Source organism: Micromonospora sp. NPDC049529 (genome assembly GCF_055586685.1).
In genome coordinates, this window is record NZ_JBVJHT010000010.1 from 197,666 (window position 1) to 222,595 (window position 24,930).

General features: G+C 71.0%; 25 protein-coding genes. 15 read left to right on the forward strand and 10 right to left on the reverse strand.

The genetic code is table 11. The features are described 5' to 3' along the window. Positions 1-212: 212 nt before the first annotated feature. From ACZ6QQ_RS19180 to ACZ6QQ_RS19215, 8 genes are all read left to right on the forward strand, one after another. The gene (locus ACZ6QQ_RS19180) at positions 213-1,625 is read left to right on the forward strand and encodes a sensor histidine kinase (protein WP_465877765.1); all 1,413 of its coding nucleotides are present in this window, start codon (positions 213-215) and stop codon (positions 1,623-1,625) included. Continuing rightward, on the forward strand, positions 1,606-2,067 hold the full coding sequence (locus ACZ6QQ_RS19185; protein ID WP_465877766.1) for a roadblock/LC7 domain-containing protein: 462 nt from the start codon (positions 1,606-1,608) through the stop codon (positions 2,065-2,067). The genes ACZ6QQ_RS19180 and ACZ6QQ_RS19185 overlap by 20 nt, the downstream gene beginning before the upstream one ends. A gap of 131 nt (positions 2,068-2,198) precedes the next feature. Beyond that, positions 2,199-2,522 (forward strand): DUF742 domain-containing protein, encoded by a 324-nt coding sequence (locus ACZ6QQ_RS19190; protein ID WP_465877768.1) that lies wholly within the window; start codon positions 2,199-2,201, stop codon positions 2,520-2,522. Beyond that, positions 2,500-3,129, forward strand: a complete 630-nt coding sequence (locus ACZ6QQ_RS19195) for a GTP-binding protein (protein ID WP_465877769.1) — start codon at positions 2,500-2,502, stop codon at positions 3,127-3,129. Before ACZ6QQ_RS19190 ends, ACZ6QQ_RS19195 begins: the two co-directional genes overlap by 23 nt. A gap of 25 nt (positions 3,130-3,154) precedes the next feature. Next, the gene (locus ACZ6QQ_RS19200; RefSeq protein ID WP_465877770.1) at positions 3,155-4,390 is read left to right on the forward strand and encodes a styrene monooxygenase/indole monooxygenase family protein; all 1,236 of its coding nucleotides are present in this window, start codon (positions 3,155-3,157) and stop codon (positions 4,388-4,390) included. 102 nt (positions 4,391-4,492) lie between these two features. Next, entirely contained in the window at positions 4,493-4,996 is a 504-nt protein-coding gene (locus ACZ6QQ_RS19205; RefSeq protein ID WP_465877771.1) for a DinB family protein, read from the forward strand. 145 nt (positions 4,997-5,141) lie between these two features. Beyond that, positions 5,142-5,714 (forward strand): TIGR03086 family metal-binding protein, encoded by a 573-nt coding sequence (locus tag ACZ6QQ_RS19210; RefSeq protein ID WP_465877772.1) that lies wholly within the window; start codon positions 5,142-5,144, stop codon positions 5,712-5,714. A 40-nt stretch (positions 5,715-5,754) separates the two neighbouring features. Further along, positions 5,755-6,714: a VOC family protein gene (locus ACZ6QQ_RS19215; protein WP_465877773.1), complete on the forward strand. Its 960-nt coding sequence runs from the start codon at positions 5,755-5,757 to the stop codon at positions 6,712-6,714. A 95-nt stretch (positions 6,715-6,809) separates the two neighbouring features. On the opposite strand, the gene ACZ6QQ_RS19220 is transcribed toward ACZ6QQ_RS19215, so the two are convergent. Continuing rightward, on the reverse strand, positions 6,810-8,078 hold the full coding sequence (locus ACZ6QQ_RS19220; RefSeq protein WP_465877774.1) for an MFS transporter: 1,269 nt from the start codon (positions 8,076-8,078) through the stop codon (positions 6,810-6,812). 116 nt (positions 8,079-8,194) lie between these two features. Here ACZ6QQ_RS19220 and ACZ6QQ_RS19225 point away from each other — a divergent pair, with 116 nt between their 5' ends. Next, on the forward strand, positions 8,195-9,094 hold the full coding sequence (locus ACZ6QQ_RS19225; RefSeq protein WP_465877775.1) for a LysR family transcriptional regulator: 900 nt from the start codon (positions 8,195-8,197) through the stop codon (positions 9,092-9,094). A 21-nt stretch (positions 9,095-9,115) separates the two neighbouring features. Here the strand turns inward: ACZ6QQ_RS19225 and ACZ6QQ_RS19230 are convergent, their stop codons facing one another. Beyond that, complete coding sequence (locus ACZ6QQ_RS19230; RefSeq protein WP_465877776.1) at positions 9,116-9,265, reverse strand: hypothetical protein; 150 nt, start codon at positions 9,263-9,265, stop codon at positions 9,116-9,118. 331 nt (positions 9,266-9,596) lie between these two features. Between ACZ6QQ_RS19230 and ACZ6QQ_RS19235 the strand changes: the two genes are divergently transcribed. Both ACZ6QQ_RS19235 and ACZ6QQ_RS19240 read left to right on the forward strand, forming a co-directional pair. After that, positions 9,597-9,797 (forward strand): hypothetical protein, encoded by a 201-nt coding sequence (locus ACZ6QQ_RS19235; protein WP_465877777.1) that lies wholly within the window; start codon positions 9,597-9,599, stop codon positions 9,795-9,797. Positions 9,798-10,089: 292 nt separating this feature from the next. Then, positions 10,090-10,725, forward strand: coding sequence for a hypothetical protein (locus ACZ6QQ_RS19240; protein ID WP_465877778.1), 636 nt, complete (start codon positions 10,090-10,092; stop codon positions 10,723-10,725). A 4-nt stretch (positions 10,726-10,729) separates the two neighbouring features. Here the strand turns inward: ACZ6QQ_RS19240 and ACZ6QQ_RS19245 are convergent, their stop codons facing one another. Further along, a complete protein-coding gene (locus ACZ6QQ_RS19245; protein ID WP_465877779.1) occupies positions 10,730-11,452 on the reverse strand; it encodes an alpha/beta fold hydrolase in 723 nt (240 codons plus the stop codon). Positions 11,453-11,489: 37 nt separating this feature from the next. Continuing rightward, complete coding sequence (locus tag ACZ6QQ_RS19250; protein ID WP_465877780.1) at positions 11,490-12,155, reverse strand: lysophospholipid acyltransferase family protein; 666 nt, start codon at positions 12,153-12,155, stop codon at positions 11,490-11,492. A gap of 99 nt (positions 12,156-12,254) precedes the next feature. Here ACZ6QQ_RS19250 and ACZ6QQ_RS19255 point away from each other — a divergent pair, with 99 nt between their 5' ends. Next, on the forward strand, positions 12,255-12,938 hold the full coding sequence (locus ACZ6QQ_RS19255; protein WP_465877781.1) for a TetR/AcrR family transcriptional regulator: 684 nt from the start codon (positions 12,255-12,257) through the stop codon (positions 12,936-12,938). A 263-nt stretch (positions 12,939-13,201) separates the two neighbouring features. Further along, positions 13,202-13,837, forward strand: coding sequence for a hypothetical protein (locus tag ACZ6QQ_RS19260; RefSeq protein ID WP_465877783.1), 636 nt, complete (start codon positions 13,202-13,204; stop codon positions 13,835-13,837). An 86-nt stretch (positions 13,838-13,923) separates the two neighbouring features. Here ACZ6QQ_RS19260 and treZ read toward each other — a convergent pair whose 3' ends face one another. The 4 genes from treZ to ACZ6QQ_RS19280 all read right to left on the reverse strand — a co-directional run bounded on the left by treZ (position 13,924) and on the right by ACZ6QQ_RS19280 (position 21,241). Continuing rightward, entirely contained in the window at positions 13,924-15,657 is a 1,734-nt protein-coding gene (gene treZ, locus ACZ6QQ_RS19265; protein ID WP_465877784.1) for a malto-oligosyltrehalose trehalohydrolase, read from the reverse strand. Next, positions 15,654-17,963, reverse strand: a complete 2,310-nt coding sequence (treY, locus tag ACZ6QQ_RS19270; protein ID WP_465877785.1) for a malto-oligosyltrehalose synthase — start codon at positions 17,961-17,963, stop codon at positions 15,654-15,656. Before treY ends, treZ begins: the two co-directional genes overlap by 4 nt. A gap of 1 nt (position 17,964) precedes the next feature. After that, positions 17,965-20,082, reverse strand: a complete 2,118-nt coding sequence (gene glgX / locus ACZ6QQ_RS19275; RefSeq protein ID WP_465877786.1) for a glycogen debranching protein GlgX — start codon at positions 20,080-20,082, stop codon at positions 17,965-17,967. 118 nt (positions 20,083-20,200) lie between these two features. After that, the gene (locus ACZ6QQ_RS19280) at positions 20,201-21,241 is read right to left on the reverse strand and encodes a sigma-70 family RNA polymerase sigma factor (RefSeq protein WP_465877974.1); all 1,041 of its coding nucleotides are present in this window, start codon (positions 21,239-21,241) and stop codon (positions 20,201-20,203) included. Positions 21,242-21,324: 83 nt separating this feature from the next. Here ACZ6QQ_RS19280 and ACZ6QQ_RS19285 point away from each other — a divergent pair, with 83 nt between their 5' ends. Both ACZ6QQ_RS19285 and ACZ6QQ_RS19290 read left to right on the forward strand, forming a co-directional pair. Beyond that, positions 21,325-21,687, forward strand: coding sequence for a VOC family protein (locus ACZ6QQ_RS19285; RefSeq protein ID WP_465877787.1), 363 nt, complete (start codon positions 21,325-21,327; stop codon positions 21,685-21,687). Between the two features lie 2 nt (positions 21,688-21,689). Next, entirely contained in the window at positions 21,690-22,295 is a 606-nt protein-coding gene (locus ACZ6QQ_RS19290; protein WP_465877789.1) for a DinB family protein, read from the forward strand. Positions 22,296-22,449: 154 nt separating this feature from the next. Here the strand turns inward: ACZ6QQ_RS19290 and ACZ6QQ_RS19295 are convergent, their stop codons facing one another. Both ACZ6QQ_RS19295 and ACZ6QQ_RS19300 read right to left on the reverse strand, forming a co-directional pair. After that, complete coding sequence (locus ACZ6QQ_RS19295) at positions 22,450-24,393, reverse strand: tetratricopeptide repeat protein (RefSeq protein ID WP_465877791.1); 1,944 nt, start codon at positions 24,391-24,393, stop codon at positions 22,450-22,452. Next, positions 24,390-24,806, reverse strand: a complete 417-nt coding sequence (locus ACZ6QQ_RS19300) for a hypothetical protein (RefSeq protein WP_465877793.1) — start codon at positions 24,804-24,806, stop codon at positions 24,390-24,392. Before ACZ6QQ_RS19300 ends, ACZ6QQ_RS19295 begins: the two co-directional genes overlap by 4 nt. Positions 24,807-24,930: the final 124 nt, after the last annotated feature.

A 24,930-nucleotide genomic window follows, 5' to 3' on the forward strand; every position in this document is an offset into this window, starting at 1 on the left:
TCGGCGTGCCGCATATCTGGTCGTCGATGCGCCTTCCCCTAGGGGTATGCACCGCGTGTGGAGCGCGAACCCCTATTGCCGTTCCGGTCCGGGACTGATTAGCTACAGCGAGCTATGACGCAAAACCCTCGAACCATAAATAAATGGTGTGCCCGTGGTGAGTTCATCACTGATCCGGAAGAACAGGATATGTGCTGCTCAAAGGCTTGCCGATGAACCGGCCGGGTGGACTACGACGTCGGGTCGCCCGCTGGCTCGACCCGTCGATGGACGACCGGCTCACGCCCGAGCCGACCGGCCCGTACGCCTCCGCCGCCCCGCCGGGCCCCGCTCCCGGCGTACCCGGTCCGGACGCCGGGGCGGCACGGGCCTGGCCGGCGCTCTGTGAACAGTTCGCGCTGCGGATCCTCTCCGCCTCCTACCAGACCGGCGGGCAGCTCGCCGCGGTCGAGGCGGACGAACAGGACCCCGGCCGGCTGGCCCAGTTCTACCGGATCGACCACGCCAACACCCGGATCCGCCGGCAGGCGGAAAATCTGCTGGTGCTGGCCGGGCGGACGGTCGACGACGCCGGCCGCCAGGTCACCTCGCTGCTCGACGTGGTACGGGCGGCGACCTCCGCGATCGAGCACTACCCCCGGGTACGCCTCGGCGTGATCGCCCATCTCGCCGTGGTCGACTTCGCGGCGGACGACGTGATCCGGGTGCTCACCGAGGTGCTGGACAACGCGGCCCGGTTCTCCCCACCGACCGCGCCGGTGACCGTCTCGGCCCACCTGACCGAGGTGGGCAGCGTGCTGCTGCGGGTCGAGGACACCGGGTTGGGCTTCAACGCCGCACAGCTCGTCGACGTCAACAACATGCTGGCCAGCACCGCTCCGGTGACCGTGGTCGAGTCCGGCGCGAGCCGGCTGGGCCTGCTGGTGGTGCAGCGTCTCGCCGCCGCGCACCGGATCGGCGTACGACTGACCGCCCGACCCTCCGGCGGCACGACGGCGACCGTGCTGCTCCCCGTCGGGCTGCTCTGCGAGATTCCGTCCGTACCGGAGGCCCCGCCGCACGCCCCGCCGAGCCGCCAGCTCCCCTCCGGTCATCTCCCCGCGCACCCGCCACCCCCGCCGCCCGGCCACCTCCAGGCCGGCCCGCGCACCGTGGGCGACCTGCCCGGTCCACGGTTCGGCGGCGATCCGTCCGGCCCGCGCAACGGCAGTGACCTGCCGGGTGCACGTATCGGCGGCGACCCGTTCGGCCCGCGTAACGGCAGTGACCCGTCGGGCCCGCGTAACGGCGGTGACCCGGCCGGTCCACGCATCAACGGTGACCTGTCCGGTCCGCGCGTCAACGGCGACCCGTTGGGCCCGCGTAACGGTAGTGATCCGGCCGGTCCGCACAACGGGCGGGGACCGTCGGCGGCCCGGGGCGGCCTGCCCCGGCGGGAACCGGCCAGCCTGCGCGGGGACATGCCACCGCCGCGCCCGTCCGCACCGGCCGGCCCGACGGTCGGATCCGACCAGCTCGCCTGGCCGGACGAGACGATCGACTTCGCCGCCGGGTTCCGCGACGGCCGGGAACCCCACCCCAGCAACCGTTCCGAAGGACACCGTGATGACCAGCCCGCGCAATGAGCTTCCCCGCCCGGCCGCAGCCCACTCCCCGCAGGACTTCGCCTGGCTGATCGGGCGGTTCGCGGCCGAGACGTCCGGGGTGACGCACGCCCTCCTGGTCAGCCTGGACGGGCTGCAACTCGTCGCCTCGGAGACGGTGCCCCGCGACCTCGGCGACCAGCTGGCCGCGTTGACCTCCGGACTGCTCAGCATGGCCGACCGCAGTGCCGCCCTGCTCGACCTGGGGCTCTCCGAGTACCTCACCGTCCGCCTGCCCGGCGGGCACCTGCTGTTCATGCGGGTGGGTGACTCGGCCGGGCTCGCGGTGGCCGCCACCGGCGGCTGCGACCTGCGGGTGGTGGCGTACCAGATGACGAAGTTCGTGGCCTCGGTCGGTCACCTGCTCAGCCCGCAGGTGCGCAGCGACCTGCAACGGCGTACCGCCAGCCAGGCTGCCGGCTGACGACCACGGCACCGCACACCCGCGTACGACGCGCCGACAGCGGCGGCCCGGACTCCGGGCGTACCCGTCGGCGATCCTCCACCCGCACTCACGAGGGAGCGAACGCCACCGTGGCTACCGCACATTGGAAGGTGCGACCCTACGTGCTGACCGGCGGCCGTACCCGTACCCGGCAGCGCCTCTTCGTGCACACCCTCATCTCGGTGCAGTACTACGATCCGCGGTTCGCCGCCGGTCTGCCGCCGGAGACCAGGACGCTCTACGACCGGGCCCGGCGGACCACCTCGGTGGCCGAACTCTCCGCGTACTCCGGGATGCCGCTCGGGGTGACCCGGGTCGTCATCGACGACCTCGCCACCACCAACCGGTTGCAGGTCCACCCGGAGACCTACTCGTCCCCGTTCGATTCCCGGCTTCTGGAAAGACTCCGCGATGGCCTCCTACAGCTCGCCTGAGCCGCCCGTGCCGACCTCGGCGAAGATCGTCGTAGCCGGTGGATTCGGGGTGGGTAAGACCACCTTCGTCGGGTCCATCTCGGAGATCCCGCCGGTCAACACCGAGGCGTGGATGACGGCGGCGAGCGAGCCCGTGGACCGGCTCGACCCGGGCATCGACAAGACCACGACCACCGTGGCGATGGACTTCGGCCGGCGGACCGTCGCCGAAGACCTTGTCCTCTACCTCTTTGGTACGCCCGGACAGGCGCGGTTCTGGCCGATGTGGGACGACCTGTGCCGGGGCGCCGTCGGTGCCGTGGTGCTGGTCGACACCCGCCGCCTGGACGTGTCGTTCGCGGCGGTCAACTACTTCGAGCAGGACAGCAGCCTGCCGTTCGTGGTCTGCGTCAACCTCTTCGACGGTCGGCTCGTGCACCAGTTGGCCGACGTACGCCGGGCGCTCGCCCTCGACCCGGACGTACCGGTGATCACCTGTGACGCCCGGGACAGCGGCTCGGTCGCCCGCGCGCTGCTCAGCGTCGTGGACCACACCATCCGGCGCACCGGCGGCGGCGCCCCGACCGGCCGGTACACCGCCCCCGCCCCGGCTTCCGCCCACCGATAGTCCCTACCACCCCTCGGGAGAAACGATGCGGAAAATCCTGATCGTCGGCGCCGGACAGTCCGGCCTGCAACTCGGTCTCAGCCTGCTGGCCGAGGGCTACCAGGTGACCCTGATGTCGGCGCGTACCCCGGAGGAGATCCGAGCGGGCTGGGTGACGAGCACCCAGGCGATGTTCCACGTGGCCCTGGAGACCGAGCGCGCGTACGGGCTGAACCTCTGGGAGGACACCGCGCCCCGGATCGAGGGGCTGCACGTCTCGCTCTCCGCCCCGCCCGGTCAGCGTGCACTGAGCATCGTCGCCCCGCTGGACCACCCGGGGCAGAGCACCGACCAGCGGCTGAAGATGGCTGCCTGGCTGGAGCTGTTCGAGGAGCGCGGCGGGATCGTGCACTACCAGGGGGTCACCACCGCCGACCTGGACGGGCTGACCCGGATCGGCCGGTACGACCTGACCGTCGTCGCCGCCGGAAAGGGAGAACTCGTCGGCGTCTTCGACCGGGACCCGGCCCGTTCGCCGTACGCGGCGCCGCAGCGCGGGCTGGCGGTGTCGTACGTGCACGGGCTGGCACCCGATCCCCGGTTCCCGGCGCCGAGCGTCGGCTTCAACGCCGTACCGGGTCTGGGGGAGCTGTTCGTCATTCCGGGCCTGACCCGCAGCGGACCCTGCGACATCCTGTTCTGGGAGGCGGTGCCGGACGGGCCGCTGGACCTGTGGCAGGAGCGGCGCGACCCGGCGGAGCAGCTCAAGCTGACGCTCGACCTGGCCCGTCGCTACACCCCCTGGGTGTACGACCGCTGCGCCGCCGTCGAGCTGACCGATGCCCGCGCCACCCTCTCCGGCCGGTACACCCCGACGGTCCGGCACCCGGTCGCCGAACTTCCCTCCGGTGGGCTGGTGCTGGGCATGGCCGACGTGGTTATCTCCAACGACCCGATCACCGGCCAGGGCAGCAACACCGCGGCGAAGTGTGCCGCCGCGTACCTGGAGGCGATCGTCCGGCACGGCGACCAGCCGTTCGACCGGGCCTGGATGGAGGCGACCTTCGCCGGCTTCTGGGACCGGACCGGGGCGGCGGTGACCGACTGGACCAACGCGATGCTGGCGCCGCTGCCCGAGCACGTGCAGCAGATCCTCGGCGTCGCGTCGACCAACCCGACGGTGGCCCGCCGGTTCGCGAACGGCTTCTCCGACCCGAACGACTTCGGCGACTGGCTGATGGACCCGGCCAAGACCGCCGCCTACCTCGCCTCCGCCGGCTGACCGGGCGGGTTTGTCGTCTTCTGTGGACGGAGACGCCACCGCCGGCCACCGTGCGGGGGCTTGCGGGGCAACCGGAGCCGGCTGATTCGGTTACGGTGGGTCATGGAGACGATGTCGCTCACCCCGCCGTTCGGACCGGAACTCGTCGTCACCGCTGACGAGCGTCAGGTCCTGGAGAGTTTTCTCGACTTCTACCGCCGGGTCATCGTGACCAAGCTGCACGAGGTGCCGGACGCCGACGCCAAGCGCCGGCTCGTCCCCTCCGAGACCACGCTCGCCGGGGTGCTGCGGCACCTGGCGGTGGTGGAGCGGAACTGGTTCCAGCACCACCTGGCCGGGCACCCGACCCCGGACGAGGACGCCGACGGCGGCTGGTCGGTCGAGCAGACCACGATGGCGGAGCTGCTGGAGGCGTACTCGCGGGAGTGTGCCCGGTCCCGCGCGACGGCCGCCGGGTACCGGCTCGACGACACCGGCAGCCACGACCAGCTCGGTCGGGTGTCGCTGCGCTGGATCTACGTCCACATGATCGACGAGACCGCCCGGCACGCCGGGCACATCGACATCCTGCGCGAACTGACCGACGGGTCCACCGGGTCCTGGTGACGACCGAGGCATCGACGTCATCCCGGCCGGTGATTTTTCTCCGGCCGGGATGTCGAGACGGCGGCGGCTGCCGCGACCTAACCGTGGAGGCGGACGCATCGGGCGGACGCCGAACCCACACGAGGGGCAGCCGACCATGAAGCCGGTGGACGATCCGATCACCATGTTGTCACGGGCGCTCGACCAGACCGGGGCGGTCATCGCCCGGATCCGGCCGGAACAGGCCACGTTGCCGACCCCGTGCGCGTCCTGGGACGTGCGCACGCTGGTCAACCACGTGGTGGACGAGGCACACCGGTTCGCCGAGGTGGCGCAGACGGGCCGGCGCGGGCACAGCGACGGTGACGTCATCGGCACGGACTGGAACGCCGCCTACCGTACGGCGGCCGGAGCGCTGCTGGCGGCGTGGCGGCAGCCGGGCGCGCTGGAGCGTACGCACACCCTGCCGGGTGGGGTGATCCCGGCGAGTTGGGCGCTCGGCCAGCACATCACCGAACTCGTCATCCACGGCTGGGACATCGCCAAGGCCACCGCCCAGCCGACCGATCTCGATCCGGAACTGGGCCGGCTCGCGCTCGGCTGGAGCGAGGCGAACCTCCGGCCGGAGTTCCGGGGAGCGGAGGCGGACGGCTTCCACATCGCCGAGGCCACCCCGCTGCCCGACGACGCACCGCTGTACGACCGGCTCGCCGCGTTCAGCGGCCGGAACGTGAGCTGACCGACTGCCGTACCCGGCGCGGCGGTCTATAACTGAGCGGGTGGACGGGGACACGCGACTTTCGGCGGAAGAATTCCTGCGGGCGCGGGGCACGGAGGAGATCGCCCATCCGGGTGGGACGCTCTACGACCACCTGTGCCGGGTCGCGGACCGGCTCGTCGCCTGGGGCGCGTCGCCCGACGTCCAACTGGCGGGTCTCTGTCACGCCAGCTACGGCACGGACGGATTCGACACCGCACCGCTCCAGCCGTCCGAGCGGGCCACCCTGGTCGAGGTGATCGGCGTGGACGCCGAGGCGCTGGTCTACCGGTACGGCAGCTGCGAGCGCCGGGCCGTCTACCCCCGGCTCGGCGAACCCGGCCCGGTGCCGTTCACCGACCGGTTCACCGGCACCGTGGACCAGCCGACCGAGGCGGAGCTTCGCGCTTTCGTGGAGATCACCGTCGCGAACGAACTCGACGTGCTGGGTCACAACCCGGCCCTGGCCGCCGAGCACGGTCCCGCGCTGTGGCGGCTGTTCGGTCGGGCCCGGTCACGGATGTCGCCGGCCGCCTGGCAAACCTGCCAGCACCTGTTCGACCTCGACGGTGGTTGGGTGGGGGAGCGGCCGGTCGCGGCGGTCCAGATCGACGTGCTCGACCATCTGGTGCTGACGGTGGCCGATCTCGACCGTACGGTCGACTTCTACCGGCGGGCGCTGGGGATGCGGCCGGTGAGCTTCGACAACGGCCGGCGGGCGCTGGCCTTCGGCACCAGCAAGATCAACTTGCATCAGCTCGGCGCGGAGCCCACCCCGCGCGCGGCCCGCGCCACGCCCGGCAGCGCCGACCTCTGCTTCGTCGCCGGCACCCCGCTGGCGGAGGTGCTCGCCCACCTGGCCCGCGAAGGGGTGCCGGTGGAACTGGGACCGGTGTCGCGCACCGGGGCGATGGGGCCGATGAACAGCGTCTACCTGCGCGATCCGGACGGCAACCTGATCGAGATCAGCAACTACCCGTAGCCCTCGACTACCGATGGCCCGTAACCATCGGTAGTCCGCCCGACGGAACTGACCGGCCGGGCGACGCTGCCCGGCCGGTCAGCTGCTCCGGGGTGTCAGTGCCGGGCGGTGACCAGCGGCCGGGCGACCGTCGTGGTCGGTCGCGGACCGGCCAGCAGCCGCCGCGCCACCGCCAGCACCCCGACCCCGACGAGTACGGCGAAGCCGAGCAGCGCCACCCGCGCGCTGACGTGCTGCAACGCGATGCCGATCCCGATCACCGGTACGGACAGGCCGAGGTATCCGGCGAGGAAGAGCCCGGCCAGCGACTCCGCCCGGCTCTCGTCGCTGGAGATGGCGACGGTGGTGCCGAGGGTGCCCTTGAAGATCGCCCCGGCCCCGGCCCCGGTCAGCACCGCGCCGACCAGGAAGACCGCCAGGCTCGGGGTCGGCAACCAGGCGGCGAGGACGACCAGCCCGATCCCGGTCAGCAGGGTGCCCATGCCGAAGGCCAGGCTGCGCCGGATCGACCAGGTGGGCGTGGTCAACTGGATCACCACCCCGGCGGCGAAGAGCAGGAAGACGGCCGCCCCGGCGAGGGCGCGGGAGGGGTGGTGCAGGGTGCCGGCGAGGAACGTGCCGGAGAGCCCGGTGAGCACCCCGAGCCCGGCGAAGGCGAGGAACGACCCGCTGAGCGCGGCGTAGAACCGGCTCCGGGCGGCGGCCGGCACCGCGACCCGCTGCACCCGGTAGCGCGGGCGGGGGTTCGGCAGTTCCCGGACGTCCGGCGAGAGCAGTACGCCGACCAGCGCCAACGCCAGCGCGACGAGCAGCACCGCGTACGGCAGCCGCAGCGGCTGGGGGGCGTACTCGGCGAGCAGGCCGGCGATCAGCGGGCCGAGGCCGAGGCCACCGAGGTTGGCGGTGGCGGCGACGAGCTGGGCCCGGCGGGGTGACGCGTCCGGCCGGTGCGCCCGGTGCAGTTCCGCCAACCAGACCGTGGCGGTCGCGGTCACCACGCCGACCGACAGGCCGCTGAGGATCCGGGCGACGAACAGGCCGGGCAGGGCCGGCCAGAGCAGGAAGACGACCGCGCTGAGCGCGCTGAGCGCGACCGCCGGGGCGAGGATCCGGCGTCGGCCGTGCCAGTCGGAGATGTGTCCGGCGGTGAACAGGGTGACCATCACACCGGCGGCGTAGGCCGCGTAGATCAGCGTGACGGTGAAGGTGCTGAACCCGTCGTGCTGCTGGTAGAGCGGGTAGAGCGGGGACGGCACGGTGCCGAGCGCCATCACCGCGACGAAGGCGAGCGCGACCGCCCAGAAACCCCGGCCGTGGTGGCGTGCGGACGGCTGGGGTCTGAGGCTGGTGCTGTGCGTGGACATGTTCAAAGCACCTCATGGTGAAGCTGTCGGGTCAGCTCCGAGAGTGCGGCGAATCCTGATCGCCGGCCACGAAGATAACTTCTATCCATTATCTTGATCCGTGATAAACACGGGGGATGGAACTCCGGCACCTCGCCACCTTCACCGCCGTCGCCGAGGAGGGCAGCTTCACCCGCGCCGCCGACCGGCTGCGGGTGGTCCAGTCCGCCGTCTCCGCCGCCGTACGCAACCTGGAACGGGAACTCGGCGTACCGCTGTTCGAACGGACCACCCACCGGGTCGAGCTGACCGACGCCGGCCGGCTGCTGCTGCCCGAGGCCCGGCGTACGCTCGCCGCCGCTGCCGGTGCCCGTGAGGTGGTCGACCAACTCCGGGGCGGCCTGCGCGGGACCGTACGGCTCGGCATGATGCAGGCCCAGCGCGCCTCGACGGTCAGCGTGGCCCGGCTGCTGGCCGAGTTCCGGGCCGAGCACCCCGGTGTCGACGTCGAACTGCGGGTCGGCGCGAGTGCCGCCCACGCCGCCGACCTGCGTAGCGGGCGCCTCGACCTGGCGTACCTCGCCCTGCCGGCCGGGTCGGCGACCGGCCTGAACCTGATCCCGATCGAGGCACAGAGCATGCCGCTGGCCTGCCCCGCCGATCACCCGCTGGCCGGCCGGACCGATGTCGACCTGGCCGACCTGGCCGACGAGACGTTCGTCGACACCCCACCGGAATGGGGCAACCGGATCGCCACGGACCGCGCCTTCGCCGCCGCCGAGGTACGCCGCACCGTCCGCTACGAGGTCGGCGACCTGGGCAGCGTGGTCGACTTCGTGCAGTACCGACTGGCCGTGGCGATCGTGCCGCCGACCGCCGCCGTCAACTCCGACCTGCGGCTCGTACCCATTCGGCACCACGCACCGGTGTTCCGGACCTCGATCGCCGCCCCGGCCGAACGGCGACTCAGCGCGGCGGCCCGTGCCCTGCTTGCCACCGCCCAACGCCAGGCCGCCCCGCTCGCCCCGATCGCCTGACGCTTCGGTGCGCGGTGCGGTCTACGACGGTGGCGGCAACGTCAAAAACCGGCGACGCAGGTCCCCGACCGAAACCGACGGCAGGTCCTTGACCGCCTCGCTGAGGCACAACGAGAGATAGAGCGCCACCGAGACGCCCGGCTCGTCGGCCAGTTCCTCCTTCCGCGACACGCACGGCCACTCAAGGCCACAGGCCCGGCAACGCCAATACGGCCGTACGGCGACATGCTCGCTCACCAGTGCCCCCGATTCGGCATGTTGGTGGGCGGCTCGGCCGGTTGTGGTCGGCTGTGCCGGTCCGGACAGGTCCGGAACCTCAGCCCGCACCGGCACCACCGGCTCAGCGGATGCCGCCGCCGATGCTCCGGCCCATCGGGTACCACCTGCGCCTTGCGCGAACGCCTCATCACCTCATCGTGCTATCGCCCGTATTGACGGCGATCGTCAACTGCGACCGCTGTTTGCGATCGTCTGACTATCGGGCTTACCTAAAGTCAGCCGTGTGCCCGAGGTGGAGTTTGTAGCCATCGCCGAGATCCGCGACATGCTCGGCGGTCTGTCCCGAGCGCGGGCGTGTGTCGTCGCCTCGCGGCGCGATTTTCCGGCTCCGTACCAGGTGCTCCGGATGGGGCAGATCTGGCGCCGTACCGACGTCGAGCGCTGGATCCGTGACCACCGCCCCGAACTCTCCGACGAGACATAGCCAGTGATCCAGGAGAGTTTGGCCGGCTCCAGCGAGCCGAACTCTCCGCGATAATGGACCCCGCATCCCGTCCGTCCCCCGATGCGAGGTTTTTGGGCTTGCTCGACTCGGCTCGGGCGGGCGTCGGCGGAATGTTGGCGGGGCCGGGTCGGTTATACATCGCGTACGACCGGAGCAGCGCCGGGGTTGAGTTCTCGCCTCGTGCCGGCTGTGGCCTCGTACTTCTTTCCCCGAGCGCAGGCGCCTTCCCCTAGGCGCGCGTCGGGTACCCCCGATTGAAAGGTGAGCCATCGTGAAGACGACGACTTTCACCAGTTTTGCTGAGACTTCGTTTGTTCGTAAGACCGCTCTCGGTATCGCCGGCCTCGCGTTCGTCGGTGGTGCGGTTGCGGGTCCTGTGGGCCATGCGTTCGCGTCTCCGGCCGAGCACACCGCCGCCGCCCCGGCGATGACCACGGTCGCGCAGGTGACCAGTGACAAGCCGGGCATGGACAAGCTCGTCCCGCACGGTACTCAGGGTGCTCAGTCGAGCATCGACCTGAGTAAGGAACAGCGTGACAACGCCAAGGCCATCACGGATACGGCGAAGAAGCTGGGTATGGGTGAGCGTGGTGCGGTGATCGCGGTTGCGACTTCGATGCAGGAGTCGAAGCTGGAGAACCTGGGTCATCTGGGTGACATGAACGACCACGACTCGCTGGGTCTGTTCCAGCAGCGTCCGAGTTCGGGTTGGGGTACTCCGGAGCAGATCACGGACCCGACCTACGCCTCGACGGCGTTTCTGAAGTCGTTGAAGCAGGTTGATGGTTGGCAGGACATGCCGTTGACGGATGCGGCGCAGAAGGTTCAGGTGTCGGCGTTCCCGGATGCGTACGCGCAGTGGGAGAACCAGGCCGCGCACATCGTGCAGGACGTCTGGACCAAGTAAGTAGTTACGGAAGCCGGGTCCCCGTACACGGGGACCCGGCTTTTCGCGTACCCAGAAAAGCCCGGACCTCGGCGGTGAACTCGGCCGGTCGGGTGGCATGGACCTGGTGCCCGGCCGCGATGGTGACCAGCCGACCGGCCGGCATCCGTCCGGCCATCGCCGAGATCTGTTCCTGCGGAAGGTGGCTGGTTGGTCCGCCGGCGATGACCAGGGTTGGTGCGGCGATCTGTGCCACGGCCGCCGACCAGCTCGGGTCGGGCGCGTTGAGCTGGGCGATGACCGCCGGGCGTACCGACCAGTCGTAGGGGAGTGGCTGGTCGGGGCGTTGTGGGATGGCCAACCCGAGCGGGATCGGGGGTGGCGTCTCCTCCAGGATCAGTGCCTCGACCCGGTCGGGATGCGCTGCGGCGAAGAGGTACGCGACCACCCCGCCGAGTGAATGCCCGATCAGCGTCACCCGGTCCAAACCCAGCCCGTCGAGGAATCCGAGCAGATCGTCGCGCATCAGCTCGATCGAGTAGCGGCCGGGTTGGTCACTGTGCCCGTGCCCGCGAAGGTCGGGGGTGTAGAGCCGCCACCGGTCGGCGAGGCCGGCCAGCACATTGTCCCAGGTCGACCCGTCCCCACCGCCGCCGTGCAACAACACGATCGGTGGGGCGCCGGGTTCGCCGGTGACCCGGTAGCCCAGATGTACGTTGCCGACGTCGAGCACCCGATGGACGGTCACGCCCCGCAGGCTAACAACGTACGGTTGTGGAAGGCGGTTACACCGGGCTCGGATCGTTGTAGGCGGGGGCGTACTCCTGGCCGGAGAGCGCGCCGATGGCCTGCACGATCTCGTCGGTTGCCCGGCGGCGGTCGGACGCCGACGCCGCGTCGCCGTAGTCCGGGCCGAAGTGCAGCGGGGTGCCGAACCGGATTCTCACCCGACTGATTCTCGGCAACCTGCTGCCGACCGGTTGGATCCGTTCGGTGCCGTTGAGCGCGACCGGCACCACCGGTGCCCGTGCGGTCAGCGCCAGCCAGCCGACGCCGGTACGGCCACGGTAGAGCCGGCCGTCCACCGAGCGGGTCCCCTCGGGGTAGATCCCGAAGGCGTCACCGGCCGCGAGCACCTCCAACGCCGCGTCGAGCGATGCCTGCGCGGCGCGGTTCGCCCCGCGCTGGACGGGGACCGAGCCGATGGCGGTGAAGAACCAGCGGACCACCCGTCCCTTGAGCCCTCGACCGTGGAAGTACTCGGCCTTGGTCAGGAAGACCACTTTCCGGGGTGCCATCAGCGGGATGATGATGCTGTCGAAGAACGACAGATGGTTGCTGGCGAGGATCACCGGCCCCTGTGCGGGTACGTTCGACCGCCCCTCGATGATGGGCCGGAAGGCGAGTCTGACCAGCGGAATCAGCAGCAGTCTGGCGATCCGGTAGAGCACGGAGGCTCCCCTCGATGGCTGGGCGGGCGTTGGTGTCAGGGACTATAGCGTCCGAACGGTCGTACGCTAAATGGGTCGCTGCTCGTTATAGTAAGCGCCGTGAGTCCGCGTCGATCGAACACCGAAGCCGGTCGGACCCGCGCCGCGATCCTGGCGCGTGGCGTGGCGGTCGCCTCGGTCGAGGGGCTGGAGGGGCTCACCATCGGCCGACTGGCGACCGATCTGGGGCTGAGTAAGTCCGGGCTGCTGGGCCACTTCGGCTCCAAGGAGTCTCTTCAGTTGGCGGTCGTCGACACAGCCGCCGAAATTTTCTTCCGCGAGACAGCAGACCACGCTGCCGGCGCCGCACCGGGACTCCCGCGTCTGCGTGCCATGGTCGAGGCGTGGATCGCTCACCTGGAGCGCGAGGTGTTTCCGGGCGGCTGCTTCTTCACCGCCGCATCGAGCGAGTACGACGATCGCGACGGGCCCGTACGCGACGCCGTCGCCGCCCTCGTCGGACTGTGGGAACGAGACCTGCGGCTACACGTACGCCTGGCGGTGGAGGCAGGCGACCTGCCCGCCGGGACCGACCCGGACCAGGTGGTGTTCGAACTGATCGGGCAGATGCTCGCGCTCAACCACACCCTGCGGCTGCACCGGGACCGTGCCGCCCCAGCCCGCGCCCGCCGCGCCATGAACCGCCTCCTGCCCCAACCCGAAAACCCCCGCCGAACGGGACCCCCACCCGAAACCGGACACCGCACACTTTCAGAGAATGAGTGGTTATCTCGGCGTGGATAGCCACTCTTTCTCTGCATGAGGCGCCCCGGTCGTGCGGGGTGTCGGGTGTGCGAGGTTTTTGGGCTTGATCAACTCGGCTCGGGGGCCGGTGGGCGGAATGTTGGCGGGCCCGGGGCGGTTATACATCGCGTACGACCGGAGCAGCGCCGGGGTTGAGTTCTCGCCTCGTGCCGGCTGTGGCCTCGTACTTCTTACCCCGTACGCGAGCGCCTTTCCCCCTTGTGGGCGCGCGTCGGGTACCCCCGATTGAAAGGTGAGCCATCGTGAAGACGACGACTTTCACCAGTTTTGCTGAGACTTCGTTTGTTCGTAAGACCGCTCTCGGTATTGCCGGCCTCGCGTTCATCGGTGGTGCGGTTGCCGGGCCCGCGAGCCACGCGTTCGCGTCTCCGGCCGAGCACACCGCCGCCGCCCCGGCGATGACCACGGTCGCGCAGGTGACCAGTGACAAGCCGAGCATGGACAAGCTGGTTCCGCACGGTACTCAGGGTGCTCAGTCGAGCATCGACCTGAGTAAGGAACAGACCGACAACGCCAAGGCGATTGTCGAGACCGCCAAGAAGCTGGGTATGGGTGAGCGTGGTGCCGTGATCGCGGTTGCTACCTCCATGCAGGAGTCGAAGCTGGAGAACCTGGGTCACCTGGGTGACATGAACGACCACGACTCGCTGGGTCTGTTCCAGCAGCGGCCGTCGTCGGGTTGGGGTACTCCGGAGCAGATCACGGACCCGACCTACGCCTCGACCGCGTTCCTGAAGAGCCTGAAGCAGGTTGATGGTTGGCAGGACATGCCGTTGACGGATGCGGCGCAGAAGGTTCAGGTGTCGGCGTTCCCGGATGCGTACGCGCAGTGGGAGAACCAGGCCGCGCACATCGTGCAGGACGTCTGGACCAAGTAAGCAACCAAGTAAGTAGAACGGCAGGAACGGAAGCCGGGTCCCCGTACACGGGGGCCCGGCTTTTCGCGTACCCGGAAGTGGGGAAGTCAGACCGCGACGATGACGGCGGACTCGGCCGGCAGCTCGACCCCGTTGCGGTTCACGATCGCGCCGGGACCGGTGGCCAACAGGACCTTGCGCACCGCGTTCGCGAGGTCGATCCGTTGCGACTTCCCGGCCAGGTTCGCCGCGATCACGCAGCGGCCCCGGCGCACGACCACGAACCGGTCGCCGTAGCGTACGTCGATCCGGTCCAGCCGGGGGTCGGACAGGTCGGTACGGCTGCGCCGCAGCGCGATCAGCCGACGGTAGAAGTCGAGCATGTCCCGGTGTTCGGGCTTGTCCAGCTCGGCCCAGTCGAGCCGGGAGCGGGCGAAGGTCTGCGGGTCCTGCGGGTCCGGCACCTCGTTGTCGGACCAGCCGTGGGCGGCGAACTCGCGGCGGCGGCCGGTGGCCACGGCGGCGGCCAGCTCCGGCTCCGGGTGGCTGGTGAAGAACTGCCACGGTGTGCTCGCCGCCCACTCCTCGCCCATGAAGAGCATCGGGGTGAACGGTGCGGTGAGCAGCAGGGTCGCGCCGACCCGTTGCAGGCCGGGGGAGAGGGAGGCGGAGAGCCGGTCGCCGGTGGCCCGGTTGCCGATCTGGTCGTGGTTCTGGAGGTAGGCGACGAACCGGTGGCCGGGCGTGCGGTGCCGGTCGACCGGGCGGCCGTGGCTGCGCCCCCGGAAACTGGACCACCCACCGGCGTGGAAGAACGCCCCGGTCAGTACGTCGGCCACCGACTCCAGCGAGCCGAAGTCGGCGTAGTAGCCCTGTTCCTCGCCGGTGAGCAGGGTGTGCAGGGCGTGGTGGGCGTCGTCGTTCCACTGCGCGTGCAGGCCGAAGCCGCCGGCCTCCCGAGGGGTGATCAGCCGGGGGTCGTTCAGGTCCGACTCGGCGATCAGCGACAGCGGGCGGCCGACGTGGGTGGAGAGCGCCTCGACCTCGGTCGCCAACTCCTCCAGCAGCGGGATCGCCCGCTGGTCGCGCAGGGCGTGCACGGCGTCCAGGCGCAGCCCGTCGAGGTGGTAGTCGCGCAGCCACATGATGACGCTGTCGACGATGTAGCGGCGCACCTCGTCGGAGTGGGGGCCGTCGAGGTTGACCGAGCGGCCCCAGGTGTTGCTGGTCTCGGCCAGGTACGGGCCGAACAGCGGGGCGTACGCGCCGGAGGGGCCGAAGTGGTTGTAGACGACGTCGAGGATCACCCCGAGCCCGCGTGCGTGGGCGGCGTCGACGAGCCGTTTCAGCCCGTCGGGGCCACCGTAGCCGTGGTGCGGGGCGAACCAGCAGACACCGTCGTACCCCCAGTTGTGCTCGCCGTTGAAGGCGTTCACCGGAAGCAGTTCGATCAGGTCGACGCCGAGGTCGACCAGGTGGTCGAGCTTCTCGATGGCGGAGTCGAAGGTGCCCTCCGGGGTGAAGGTGCCGACGTGCAGCTCGTACAGGACCCCGCCGGGCAGTTGCCGGCCGGTCCACCGTTGGTCGGACCACGTGTACGCAGCGTGGTCGTAGACGCGGCTGTGGCCGTGCACACCCTCGGGCTGCCACGGGGACCTCGGGTCGGGCAGCGCCCGGTCGTCGTCGTCGAGCAGGTACGCGTAGTCGGTGCCCGGTCCGGCGGTCGGTACGTCGACCCGCCACCAGCCGTCCGGGCCGGCGACCATCTCGTGGTCACCGCCTCCGACCAGGCGAAGGCGTACGCGGGCCGCCTCCGGTGCCCAGACCGTGAACTCGGTCATGATGTCTCCACGGGCTCGCTTGCGATGAGCAGTGCCACCGGGTAGTCGGCCAGCAGTTCGGCCAGGAGGACCCGTCCGCCACTGTAGACGCGACCGGTGAACAGCTCGGTCACTTGATTAACGGACGGTGACAGCCAGGTGCCGGCCCAGCCGCCGCCCCGGGCCAGGCCCAGCGGCAGCCGGGTGGCGACCGCGATCGCCCCGCCCCGGTCGAACGCGACCGCGTGTGCGGCGGCCGGTCCGTGCACCGGCACCGGGCGGTAGCCGGTGAAGAGTTCGGGCCGGTCCCGGCGCAGCCGCAGGGTGCGGGAGACGACGAGCAGCTTCGCCGCCCCGCTCGGATCGACCGGGGGCAGCCAGCCGGTGTCGAGCCGGTCCAGCAGGTGCCGGCGTACGGCGAAGTCGACCGGGCGGCGGTTGTCCGGGTCGACCAGCGAGTTCTCCCACAGTTCGGTGCCCTGGTAGGTGTCCGGCACGCCGGGCATGGCGAGCTGGACGAGTTTCTGGCCGAGGGAGTTGGACCAGCCCGCGCGGGTGATCCGGTCGGCGAAGGCGGTGATCTCGGCGTGCAGGTCGGCGTCGTCGTACATCCGGTCGACGAGGGCGTGCACGGCGGTCTCGAAGACCGGGTCCGGGTCGGACCACTTGGTCGAGGTGCCCGCCTCGCGGGCCGCCTTCTCCGCGTACGCGTGCAGCCGGTCGCGTTCGATCGGCCAGGTGCCGACCGCGCTCTGCCACAGCAGGTGCGCGAAACCCGGGTCGGGCAGCGGGTGGCGGGCCGACCAGTCGCGTACCCGCCGGTCCCAGTCGCCGGGCAGTTCGGCGAGTACGGCCAACCGGGCCCGGACGTCCTCGCCGCGCTTCGTGTCGTGGGTGGAGAGCGTCGTCATCCCCGCCGGTCGGTGCGCCTGCCGGTCGGCGGCGGCCCGGTGGAACTCGTCCGGCGGCACCCCGAACCGGGCCGGGCTGCCGCCGACCTCGTTCAGGGCCACGAACCGGGTCCACCGGTAGTAGGCGGTGTCCTCCACCCCCTTGGCCATCACCGCCCCGGTGAACTGCGGGAACCGCATCGCCAGTTCGTCGTCGGGGTCGCGCAGGTGGGCGGTGATCGCGTCCAGGGTGACGGTCAGGTCGGGGCGGCGCCGCCCGGCCTCGGACCGGGCCATCGCCAGGTGCCGGGCACCGTGCGGCGGGTAGCCCCGGTAGACGGGGAAACAGGCGGCCAACTCCGCGAGCGCGGCGCGGGCGGACTCCGCCGGCACCTCCGGCACGAGCAGGGCCAGCCGGTTCAGCTCGGCGGCGAGCAGGGTGGTGGCGACCATCCGCTTGGACCGGTGGGTCAGCGAGGGCCAGGAGGTGGGTCGGCCGGTGAGGGTGGTGTCCAGGACGGTGAAGTCACCGGCCGCCGCCGGGTCGACGAACAGGCCGCAGATCGCGGCCAGGGACTCGTACCCGGTGGTGCCGTCGACCGGCCAGTCCGGCAGCTCCTCGCCGTACTCCAGGATTTTCTCCACCACGAGCCAGGCGTCCGGCGCGGCCGCCCGGAGCCGGGCCAGGTAGCCGGCCGGGTCGCGCAGCCCGTCGGGGTGGTCGACCCGGATGCCGTCGACGTCGCCCGCGTCGACCCAGCGGAGGACCTCGGCGTGGGTGGCGGTGAACACCGCCGGGTCCTCGACCCGCAACCCGGCCAGGTCGGAGACGGCGAAGAACCGTCGGTAGCCGAGTTCGGTGTCGCCGCGCCGCCAGGAGACCAGCTCGTAGTGTTGCCGGTCGTGCACCTCGCGCGGGCTGCCGCCGTCGGTGCCGTCGGCGATCGGGTAGCGGTGTTCGTGGTAGCGCAGTTCACCGTCGGCGACTTTCAGGTCGGCGAGCGCGTCCGGGCTGTCGGCGAGGACCGGGAGCAGCAGCCGGGGCCGCGACCAGTCGATGTCGAACCAGTCGGCGTACGCAGACGCGCGTCCCCGCCGCAGCACGTCCCACCAGGCCGGGTTCGCCGCCGGTACGGCCACCCCGGCGTGGTTCGGCACGATGTCGACGACCAGGCCGAGCCCGGCCTCGCGCAGCGCCTGCACGAGTCGCCGCCGAGCGGCCTCGCCGCCGAGTTCGGGGTTGACCGCGCGCGGGTCGACCACGTCGTAACCGTGCGCGGAACCGGGGGTGGCGGTCAGCAGGGGCGCGCTGTACAGGTGGGTGACACCGAGGTCGGCGAGGTAGCCGGCGAGGCCGGCGGTGGTGTCCAGGTCGAAGCCGGGGCGGACCTGCACCCGGTAGGTCGCCGTGATCCGGGGGTACGCGCCCGTCGGCATGTCACACCATCCTCTCCAGGACTACCAGGCAACGGTCCGGCACCCGTACGGTCCCGCCGGTGTCGATCACCGTCGGGGAGTCCGGGTCGGGGTCGGCGGTGCTCACGACGCGTTCCCACTTCTGGCCGAACTCCCCGCCGGGCAGGGTGAAGTCCAGGGCCGCGTCGTGTGCGTTGAACAGCAGCAGGAACGAGTCGTCCCGGTGCCGTTGGCCGTACTGGCCGCGTTCGCGGATGCCGTCGCCGTTGACGAAGAGAGCGAGCGCCCGGCCGAAGTCGTTGCCCCAGTCCTCGCCGGTCATCTCCCGCCCGTCCGGGGTGTACCAGGCCAGGTCGGGGAGGTCGGCGTCGGCCGTACGGGTGTGCACCGGCAGCCCGGTGAAGAACCGCCGCCGGTGGAACACCTGGTGGCGGGCGCGGAACGCGGAGAGCGTACGGACGAACTCCAGCATCTGTTCGTCGACGTTGGTCCAGTCGACCCAGGCCAGTTCGTTGTCCTGGCAGTAGGCGTTGTTGTTGCCGTGCTGGGTCCGGCCCAGTTCGTCGCCGTGCCCGATCATCGGTACGCCCTGCGAGAGCAGCAGGGTGGCGAGGAAGTTGCGCCGTTGCCGGGCCCGCAGGGCGAGCACCTCCGGGTCGTCGGTCGGCCCCTCCACCCCGCAGTTCCAGGACCGGTTGTGTCCCTCCCCGTCCCGGTTCTCCTCGCCGTTGGCGTCGTTGTGCTTGTCGTTGTACGACACCAGGTCGGTCAGGGTGAAGCCGTCGTGGCAGGTGACGAAGTTGATGCTGTGGAACGGGCGGCGCCCGTCGTCCTGGTAGAGGTCGGCGGAGCCGGAGATCCGGGAGGCGAACTCGGACAGGGTGGCCGGCTCGCCGCGCCAGAAGTCCCGCACGGTGTCCCGGTACTTGCCGTTCCACTCGGTCCAGACCGGCGGGAAGTTGCCCACCTGGTAACCGCCGGGGCCGACGTCCCACGGCTCGGCGATCAGCTTCACCCGGCTGACCACCGGGTCCTGCTGGACCACCTCGAAGAAGGTGGAGAGGCGGTCGACGTCGTAGAACTCACGGGCCAGGGTCGCGGCCAGGTCGAACCGGAAGCCGTCGACGTGCATTTCCTGCACCCAGTACCGCAGCGAATCCATGATCAGTTGCAGCGAGTGCGGACTGCGTACGTTGAGGCTGTTGCCGGTCCCGGTGTAGTCGACGTAGTACCGGCGATCCTCCTCCGACAGCCGGTAGTACGACGGGTTGTCGACGCCCTTGAACGACAGCGTCGGGCCGAGGTGGTTGCCCTCGGCGGTGTGGTTGTAGACCACGTCGAGGATCACCTCGATGTTCGCGGCGTGCAGCGCCTTCACCATGCCCCGGAACTCCTGCACCTGCTGGCCGAGCCGGCCGAGCGCCGAGTAGCCGTGGTGCGGGGCGAAGAAACCGATGGTGTTGTAACCCCAGTAGTTGCGCAGCCCCAGGTCGCTCAGCCGGTGGTCGTGCACGAACTCGTGCACCGGCATCAGCTCGATCGCGGTCACCCCGAGCCGGGTCAGGTGCTCGATGATCGCCGGGTGGGCGATGGCGGCGTACGTGCCGCGCAGTTCCTCCGGTACCTCCGGATGCCGCCGGGTCAGCCCGCGTACGTGCGCCTCGTAGATGAACGAGTGGTGGTACGGCGTACGCGGGGGCTTGTCGTTGCCCCAGTCGAAGTACGGGTTCACCACCACCGCCTTCGGCATGAAGGGCGCCGAGTCGGTCTCCGACATCCGGTCCGGGTCGGCGAGGTCGTAGTCGTAGACCGCCGGGTCCCAGGTCACCTCACCGTCGACGGCTTTCGCGTACGGGTCGAGCAGCAGCTTGTTCGGGTTGCAGCGGAGCCCGTTCGCCTGGTCGTACGGCCCGTGCACCCGGAAGCCGTACCGCTGCCCCGGCTGCACCCCCGGCAGGTACGCGTGCCAGACGTACGCGTCGACCTCCCGGAGCCTGACCCGCCGCTCGCCGCCGAGGTCCCACTCGTCGAAGAGGCAGAGTTCGACCGACTCGGCGACCTCGGAGAAGATCGCGAAGTTGGTGCCCGTGCCGTCGTAGGTCGCTCCCAGCGGATACGGTTCCCCCGGCCAGACCTGCATGGTGCTCCTTTGCCCTGGTCCGCAAGGCGTCGGGCAGCGGGTGACCCGACGCGCAGGGGTAATGCCCAGCCGTCGTACCCGCCAATCCACCCGTTCGGGGTCGGTGGTGCGGCTCGGGTCAGGGCAGTGAGGCGGGCAGCCCGAAGGCCCCGAACAGTTCGGGGTCGAGGAACGAGGTGATCTCCGTGATCCGCTCGCCGCGCAGCGTCAGCACGTTGATCCCCCAGGCCAGGTGCGTGGCGGTGGCGTTCTCGCCGACGTAGAACGCCACCGTGGGCTGCCCGTTCGCGCTGGTCGTCAGGTACCGCCAGCTCGGGCAGCGGGTGAGTGGGACCTCCACGGCGAAGTCCATCACCGCGTCGCGGCCGTGGTACCAGTGCGCCAGCGGCGGCATCGACCAGGTGACGTCCTCGGTCAGCAGGGCGACCAGGGCGTCGGCGTCACCGCGTTCCATGGCGGTGCAGAACGCGCCGACGATCTCCCGCAGGCGGGTGTCGTCGATCTCCCGCAGCGTCTGCTGCTGGCTGGGCGCGGGGATCTTCTCGGCGGCGATCCGGCGGGCCCGTTGCAGGGCGCTGTTCACCGAGGCGGTGCTGGTGTCCATCATGATCGCGATCTCGGCGGCGGAGAAGCCGAGGACCTCGAAGAGCAGCAGTGCCGCCCGCTGGTTGCCCGGCAGGTGTTGCAGGGCGGCGACGAACGCCAGTTCGACGGCTTCGCGCTGCTCGTAGCGGGCCTCCGGGGCGGCCGGGCCGGAGCCGAGCCCGGCGTCCGGGTAGGGGCCCAGCCAGGCGATGTCGGTCAGCGGCGCGGCCAGTACCGCACGGTCGCTGGACGGGCCGAGGTCGACCGGCAGCGCCCGCCGGCCCCGGCTTTCGACCAGGTCCAGGCAGGTACGGGTGGCCACGGCGTAGAGCCAGGAGCGCAGTGAGCCGCGCCCCTCGAACCGGTCCAGCCCCCGCCACGCCCGCAGCAGGGCGTCCTGGAGCGCGTCGTCGGCGTCGTGGGTCGAGCCGAGCATCCGGTAGCAGTGGGCGTGCAGTTCCCGGCGCAACGGCTGCACCAGGCGGGTGAACGCGGCATCGTCCCCGTCGCGGGCCCGGAGCAGGTCCCGGTCGGCGGCGTCCTGGGCCGTCGGGTCCGGGGTCGACCGAGAAATGTCGCTCACGACCGATGATTCTGCCCCACCACGGCGGTCTTCCTTGTCGACCGAGTAATACCGCACTTCCAGGCAAGGACACCATGACACAGAGCGGACACCACTCGACACCCGTGTGGTTCGACATCTCCACCCCCGACGGCCCCCGCGCCCGCCGCTTCTACCAGGACATGTTCGGCTGGCCGGTGCAGGTCCTGGACGACACGTACGCGTTGGTGGGCGGGGAGGGCGGCCCGCCGGTCGGCGGGATCGGCCAGGCCGACGCCGACAGTCCGTACATCGGGATGGTCGTCTACTTCCGGGTCGACGACGTCGACGCCGCGCTCGCGCGGGCCGAACAACTCGGCGGCGCCCGCACGCTGGACCCGGTCACCGTGCCGGGACAGGGGCGGATGGCCGTCTTCCACGACCTGGACGGCAACCCGGTCGGACTGCTGGGGCCGTGACCATGACCGGAGCGGATCTCAAGGCCGATCTTCACCGCTACCTGCGGGAGGCCCGCGCGGCCCTGGTCTGGAAACTTGACGGGCTCTCCGAGTACGACCTCCGCCGGCCGCTGACGCCGACCGGCACCAACCTGTTGGGGCTGGTCAAACACCTGACCAGCGTCGAGTTGCTGTACCTGGGATTCGTGTTCGGCCGGGACTTCCCCGAACCGGTGCCCTGGTTCCGGCCGGATCTGGGACCCGACGCGTTCGCTCCCAACGCCGACATGTGGGCCACCGCCGACGAGTCCAGCGGGTACGTCGTCGACCTGTACCAGCGGGTCTGGAAGCACTCGGACGCGACGATCGAGGAGCTGGCGCCGGACGCGACCGGACACATCATGTGGTGGCCCGAGCCGGAGCGTGAGGCGACGCTGCACCGGGTCCTGGCCCACCTGATCGCCGAGACGCACCGGCACGTCGGACACGCCGACATCGTCCGTGAGCTGGTCGACGGAGCGGCCGGGGAGCAGCGGGACAACACCTTCCTGCCACCGGTCGACGAGGCGTGGTGGCAGGACTACCGCAACCAGCTGGAGCGGGTGGCGGAGCAGGCCGGACGGAACTGAGCGGTACCGGCACGTGTACGTGGCCGACCCGGGGAGGCCGGGGCGTCGCGGGAGCCGGCCCGGACCTTGCGGTGATCGGGGGTGGTCCGGGTGGGACCGGCGTACGTATCCGGGTTTTCCCGGGGTCGGCCGCTTCCGCGGGGAAGCGGTCTGGTCAGTCGGCGAGTCGGGCGGCGTGCAGGTCGGTCCGGACCTCGACCGTGGTCGGGTGCTCCGGGCCGAGGATCCGCTCGCACCGGGCCAGCGTGTGCTCGTAGCGGCCGATCGCGTCGGCGAGCCGACCCGCCGCCCGGTACGCCCCGGCCAGGTCCCCGGCGCAGTCGAGGGAGCGCGGATGGTCGGGACCGAGCAGGCGTTCCAGGTCGCCGAGCGTCCGTTCGAGGATCGTGATCGCGTCCGTGCACCGGCCCGCGTCCCGGTACGCGTTGCCCAGGTTGGCGCAGGAGATCAGCGTGTCGATGTGGCCGGCGCCGAGGATGCGTTCACTGTCGGCCAGGGTCCGTTCGAGCAACGCGGTCGCCTCGACCAGCCGGTCTGCCTCCCGGTAGGCGTTGGCCAGGTTGTTGCGGGAGTAGAGCGTCCGGACGTGGTTCGGCCCGAGGATCCGTTCCCGGTCGGCGAGCGTCCGCTCGAACAGCGGGACGGCCTCGGCCAGCCGACCGCCGGCCCGGTACGCGTTCGCCAGGTTGTTGCGCGCGGTGAGCGTGTCGGCTGCCTCCGGTCCGAGGATCCGTTCCCGGTCGGCCAGACAGCGCTCGAACAACGCCGTCGCCCGGTCGAGCTGCCCCTGGCCGGCCAGGTACTGGGCCGCCTGCCCGTGCAGGAAGGAGAGCTCGGCGCTGCGGTGGTCGGCCGGAAAATAGCCGGTCAGCACGTCGACGTGGGGGAGCAGGACGTTCCACCTCGGCCAGCCGGAAACCTCGTACATGGGGTTGCGGGGGATCGCCCGGTGCAGCAGCAGGCACGCCTGGTCGGCTGGCGTCGGTCCGGCATCCGCGCCGGCCTGCGCCCGGGTGGCGGCCTGGACCAGCCGGTGCACGCTCACCATGCCGTCCTCCCGGACGACCATGCTGTACGAGGCGAGCAGGTGCAGCGCGTCGGCCAGGTCGAGTTGGTCGGGGGCGAGCGGGACCAGCACGTCCTCCGGCAACTCGTCCGGAGCGAGATGGGCGAGGATCGACAGCACCCGACCGGCGAGCACCGACCTGCCGGCGATGACGCCCATGGTGAGCTGCCAGACCCGCCGGACCGTACGGGTCGCGTCGACCCCCTCGGTGACCGTGTCGTACATCCGGTCCGGGCGTTCGGCGAGCAGTGCCCGGTACCGGGCGATGGGCAGATCGTGCTGGGCGATGTACGCCCCGGCCTGCTCCAGCGCCAGCGGCAGGTCACCGAGGTCGGCCGCGAGCAGGGCCGCGTCCCCGGTCTCGTCCGGCCGCTCGCCCACGGTGGTGAGCAGTTCGACGCTGGCCGCCCGGTCCAGTTCGGCGAGCCGCAGCGGGGCCAGCCGGAGCCGGCGCCAGGCCCGCGCGCCCAGGTCACGCCGGGTGGTGACCAGTACCCGACCGTCCGGGTGGGCCTGGGCCAGCAGGTCGGCGACGTCCTCGGCCCGTTCGACGTTGTCGAGTACGAGCAGCCAGCCGGAGTGGCTCTGCAACCACGCGCGGGCCCACTCGCCGGCGTCGGTGAGCGACGCGGCCGGGTGCAGCCGCCGGGTCAGCCCGGCCAGCCCGAGCAGGATCCGCTCCGGGCTGTCCGCGGTGATCCACCAGATCAGGGTGAACCGGTCGGCGTGGGCGTGGGCGTACCGCAGGGCCAGTTCGGTCTTGCCGATCCCGCCGAGGCCGTGCACCGCCGGCCCGATCGCACCGCGTACGGCGGCGAGCGCCCCGGACAACTCGGCCAGCGCAGCATCCCGGCCGACGAAGACCCCGCCGGCCGGGTGGGGAAGGTTGTGCGTGCCGGCGGGGGCCGGTACGTCGGCCGGAGGCGGCAGCAGACCGTCGGCCCCGGCGTGCAGGTTCACCTGGGTGTTGCCGTCGCCGAGTTGCACCCCGGCGGAGCGGCTGACGTTCACCCCGGTCGGGCCACCGGTCACGCCGGGGTCGGGCCGAAGGTGTTGGTCTGGGTGTTGCCGCTGCCGACCTGCACACCCTGTGAACCGGTGATGGTGACGGCGTAACCGGCGGTGCCGGGGACTCCGGCGTCGGCGAGCAGCTTGCCGATCTCGGCCGCCAGTTCCGGGTCGTCGGCCAGCACCTTCTTCACCTGGGCGCGTACGGCCGCCTGGAAGTCCTCGTCGTCGGGGTGCTCGCCCAGGTCGGTGACGGCCGCCTCGATCGCCGGCCGCGACTCCTCCCGGCCGAGCAGCCGGCCGAGCAGGCGTCGGCCCACCTCGACGGTGGAGTTCGTCGCCTCGTCCTGGAGCCGCTGGAGGACCGCGCCGCCGTACGCCCCCGCCACCGCGCCCAGGTAGGGAAACGCCTGGCTCACCAACACGCCGATATCCACTGTGGGTCACTCCTCCGGTCGCCGGCAGTGGTTACCGGTGTACCACGTCCGTCACACCCCTGTCGGTCCCGGTGCCCCGACCCCGGGCCGGGGCAGGCGGTGTCATCGCCCCCGGCCTGCGTCG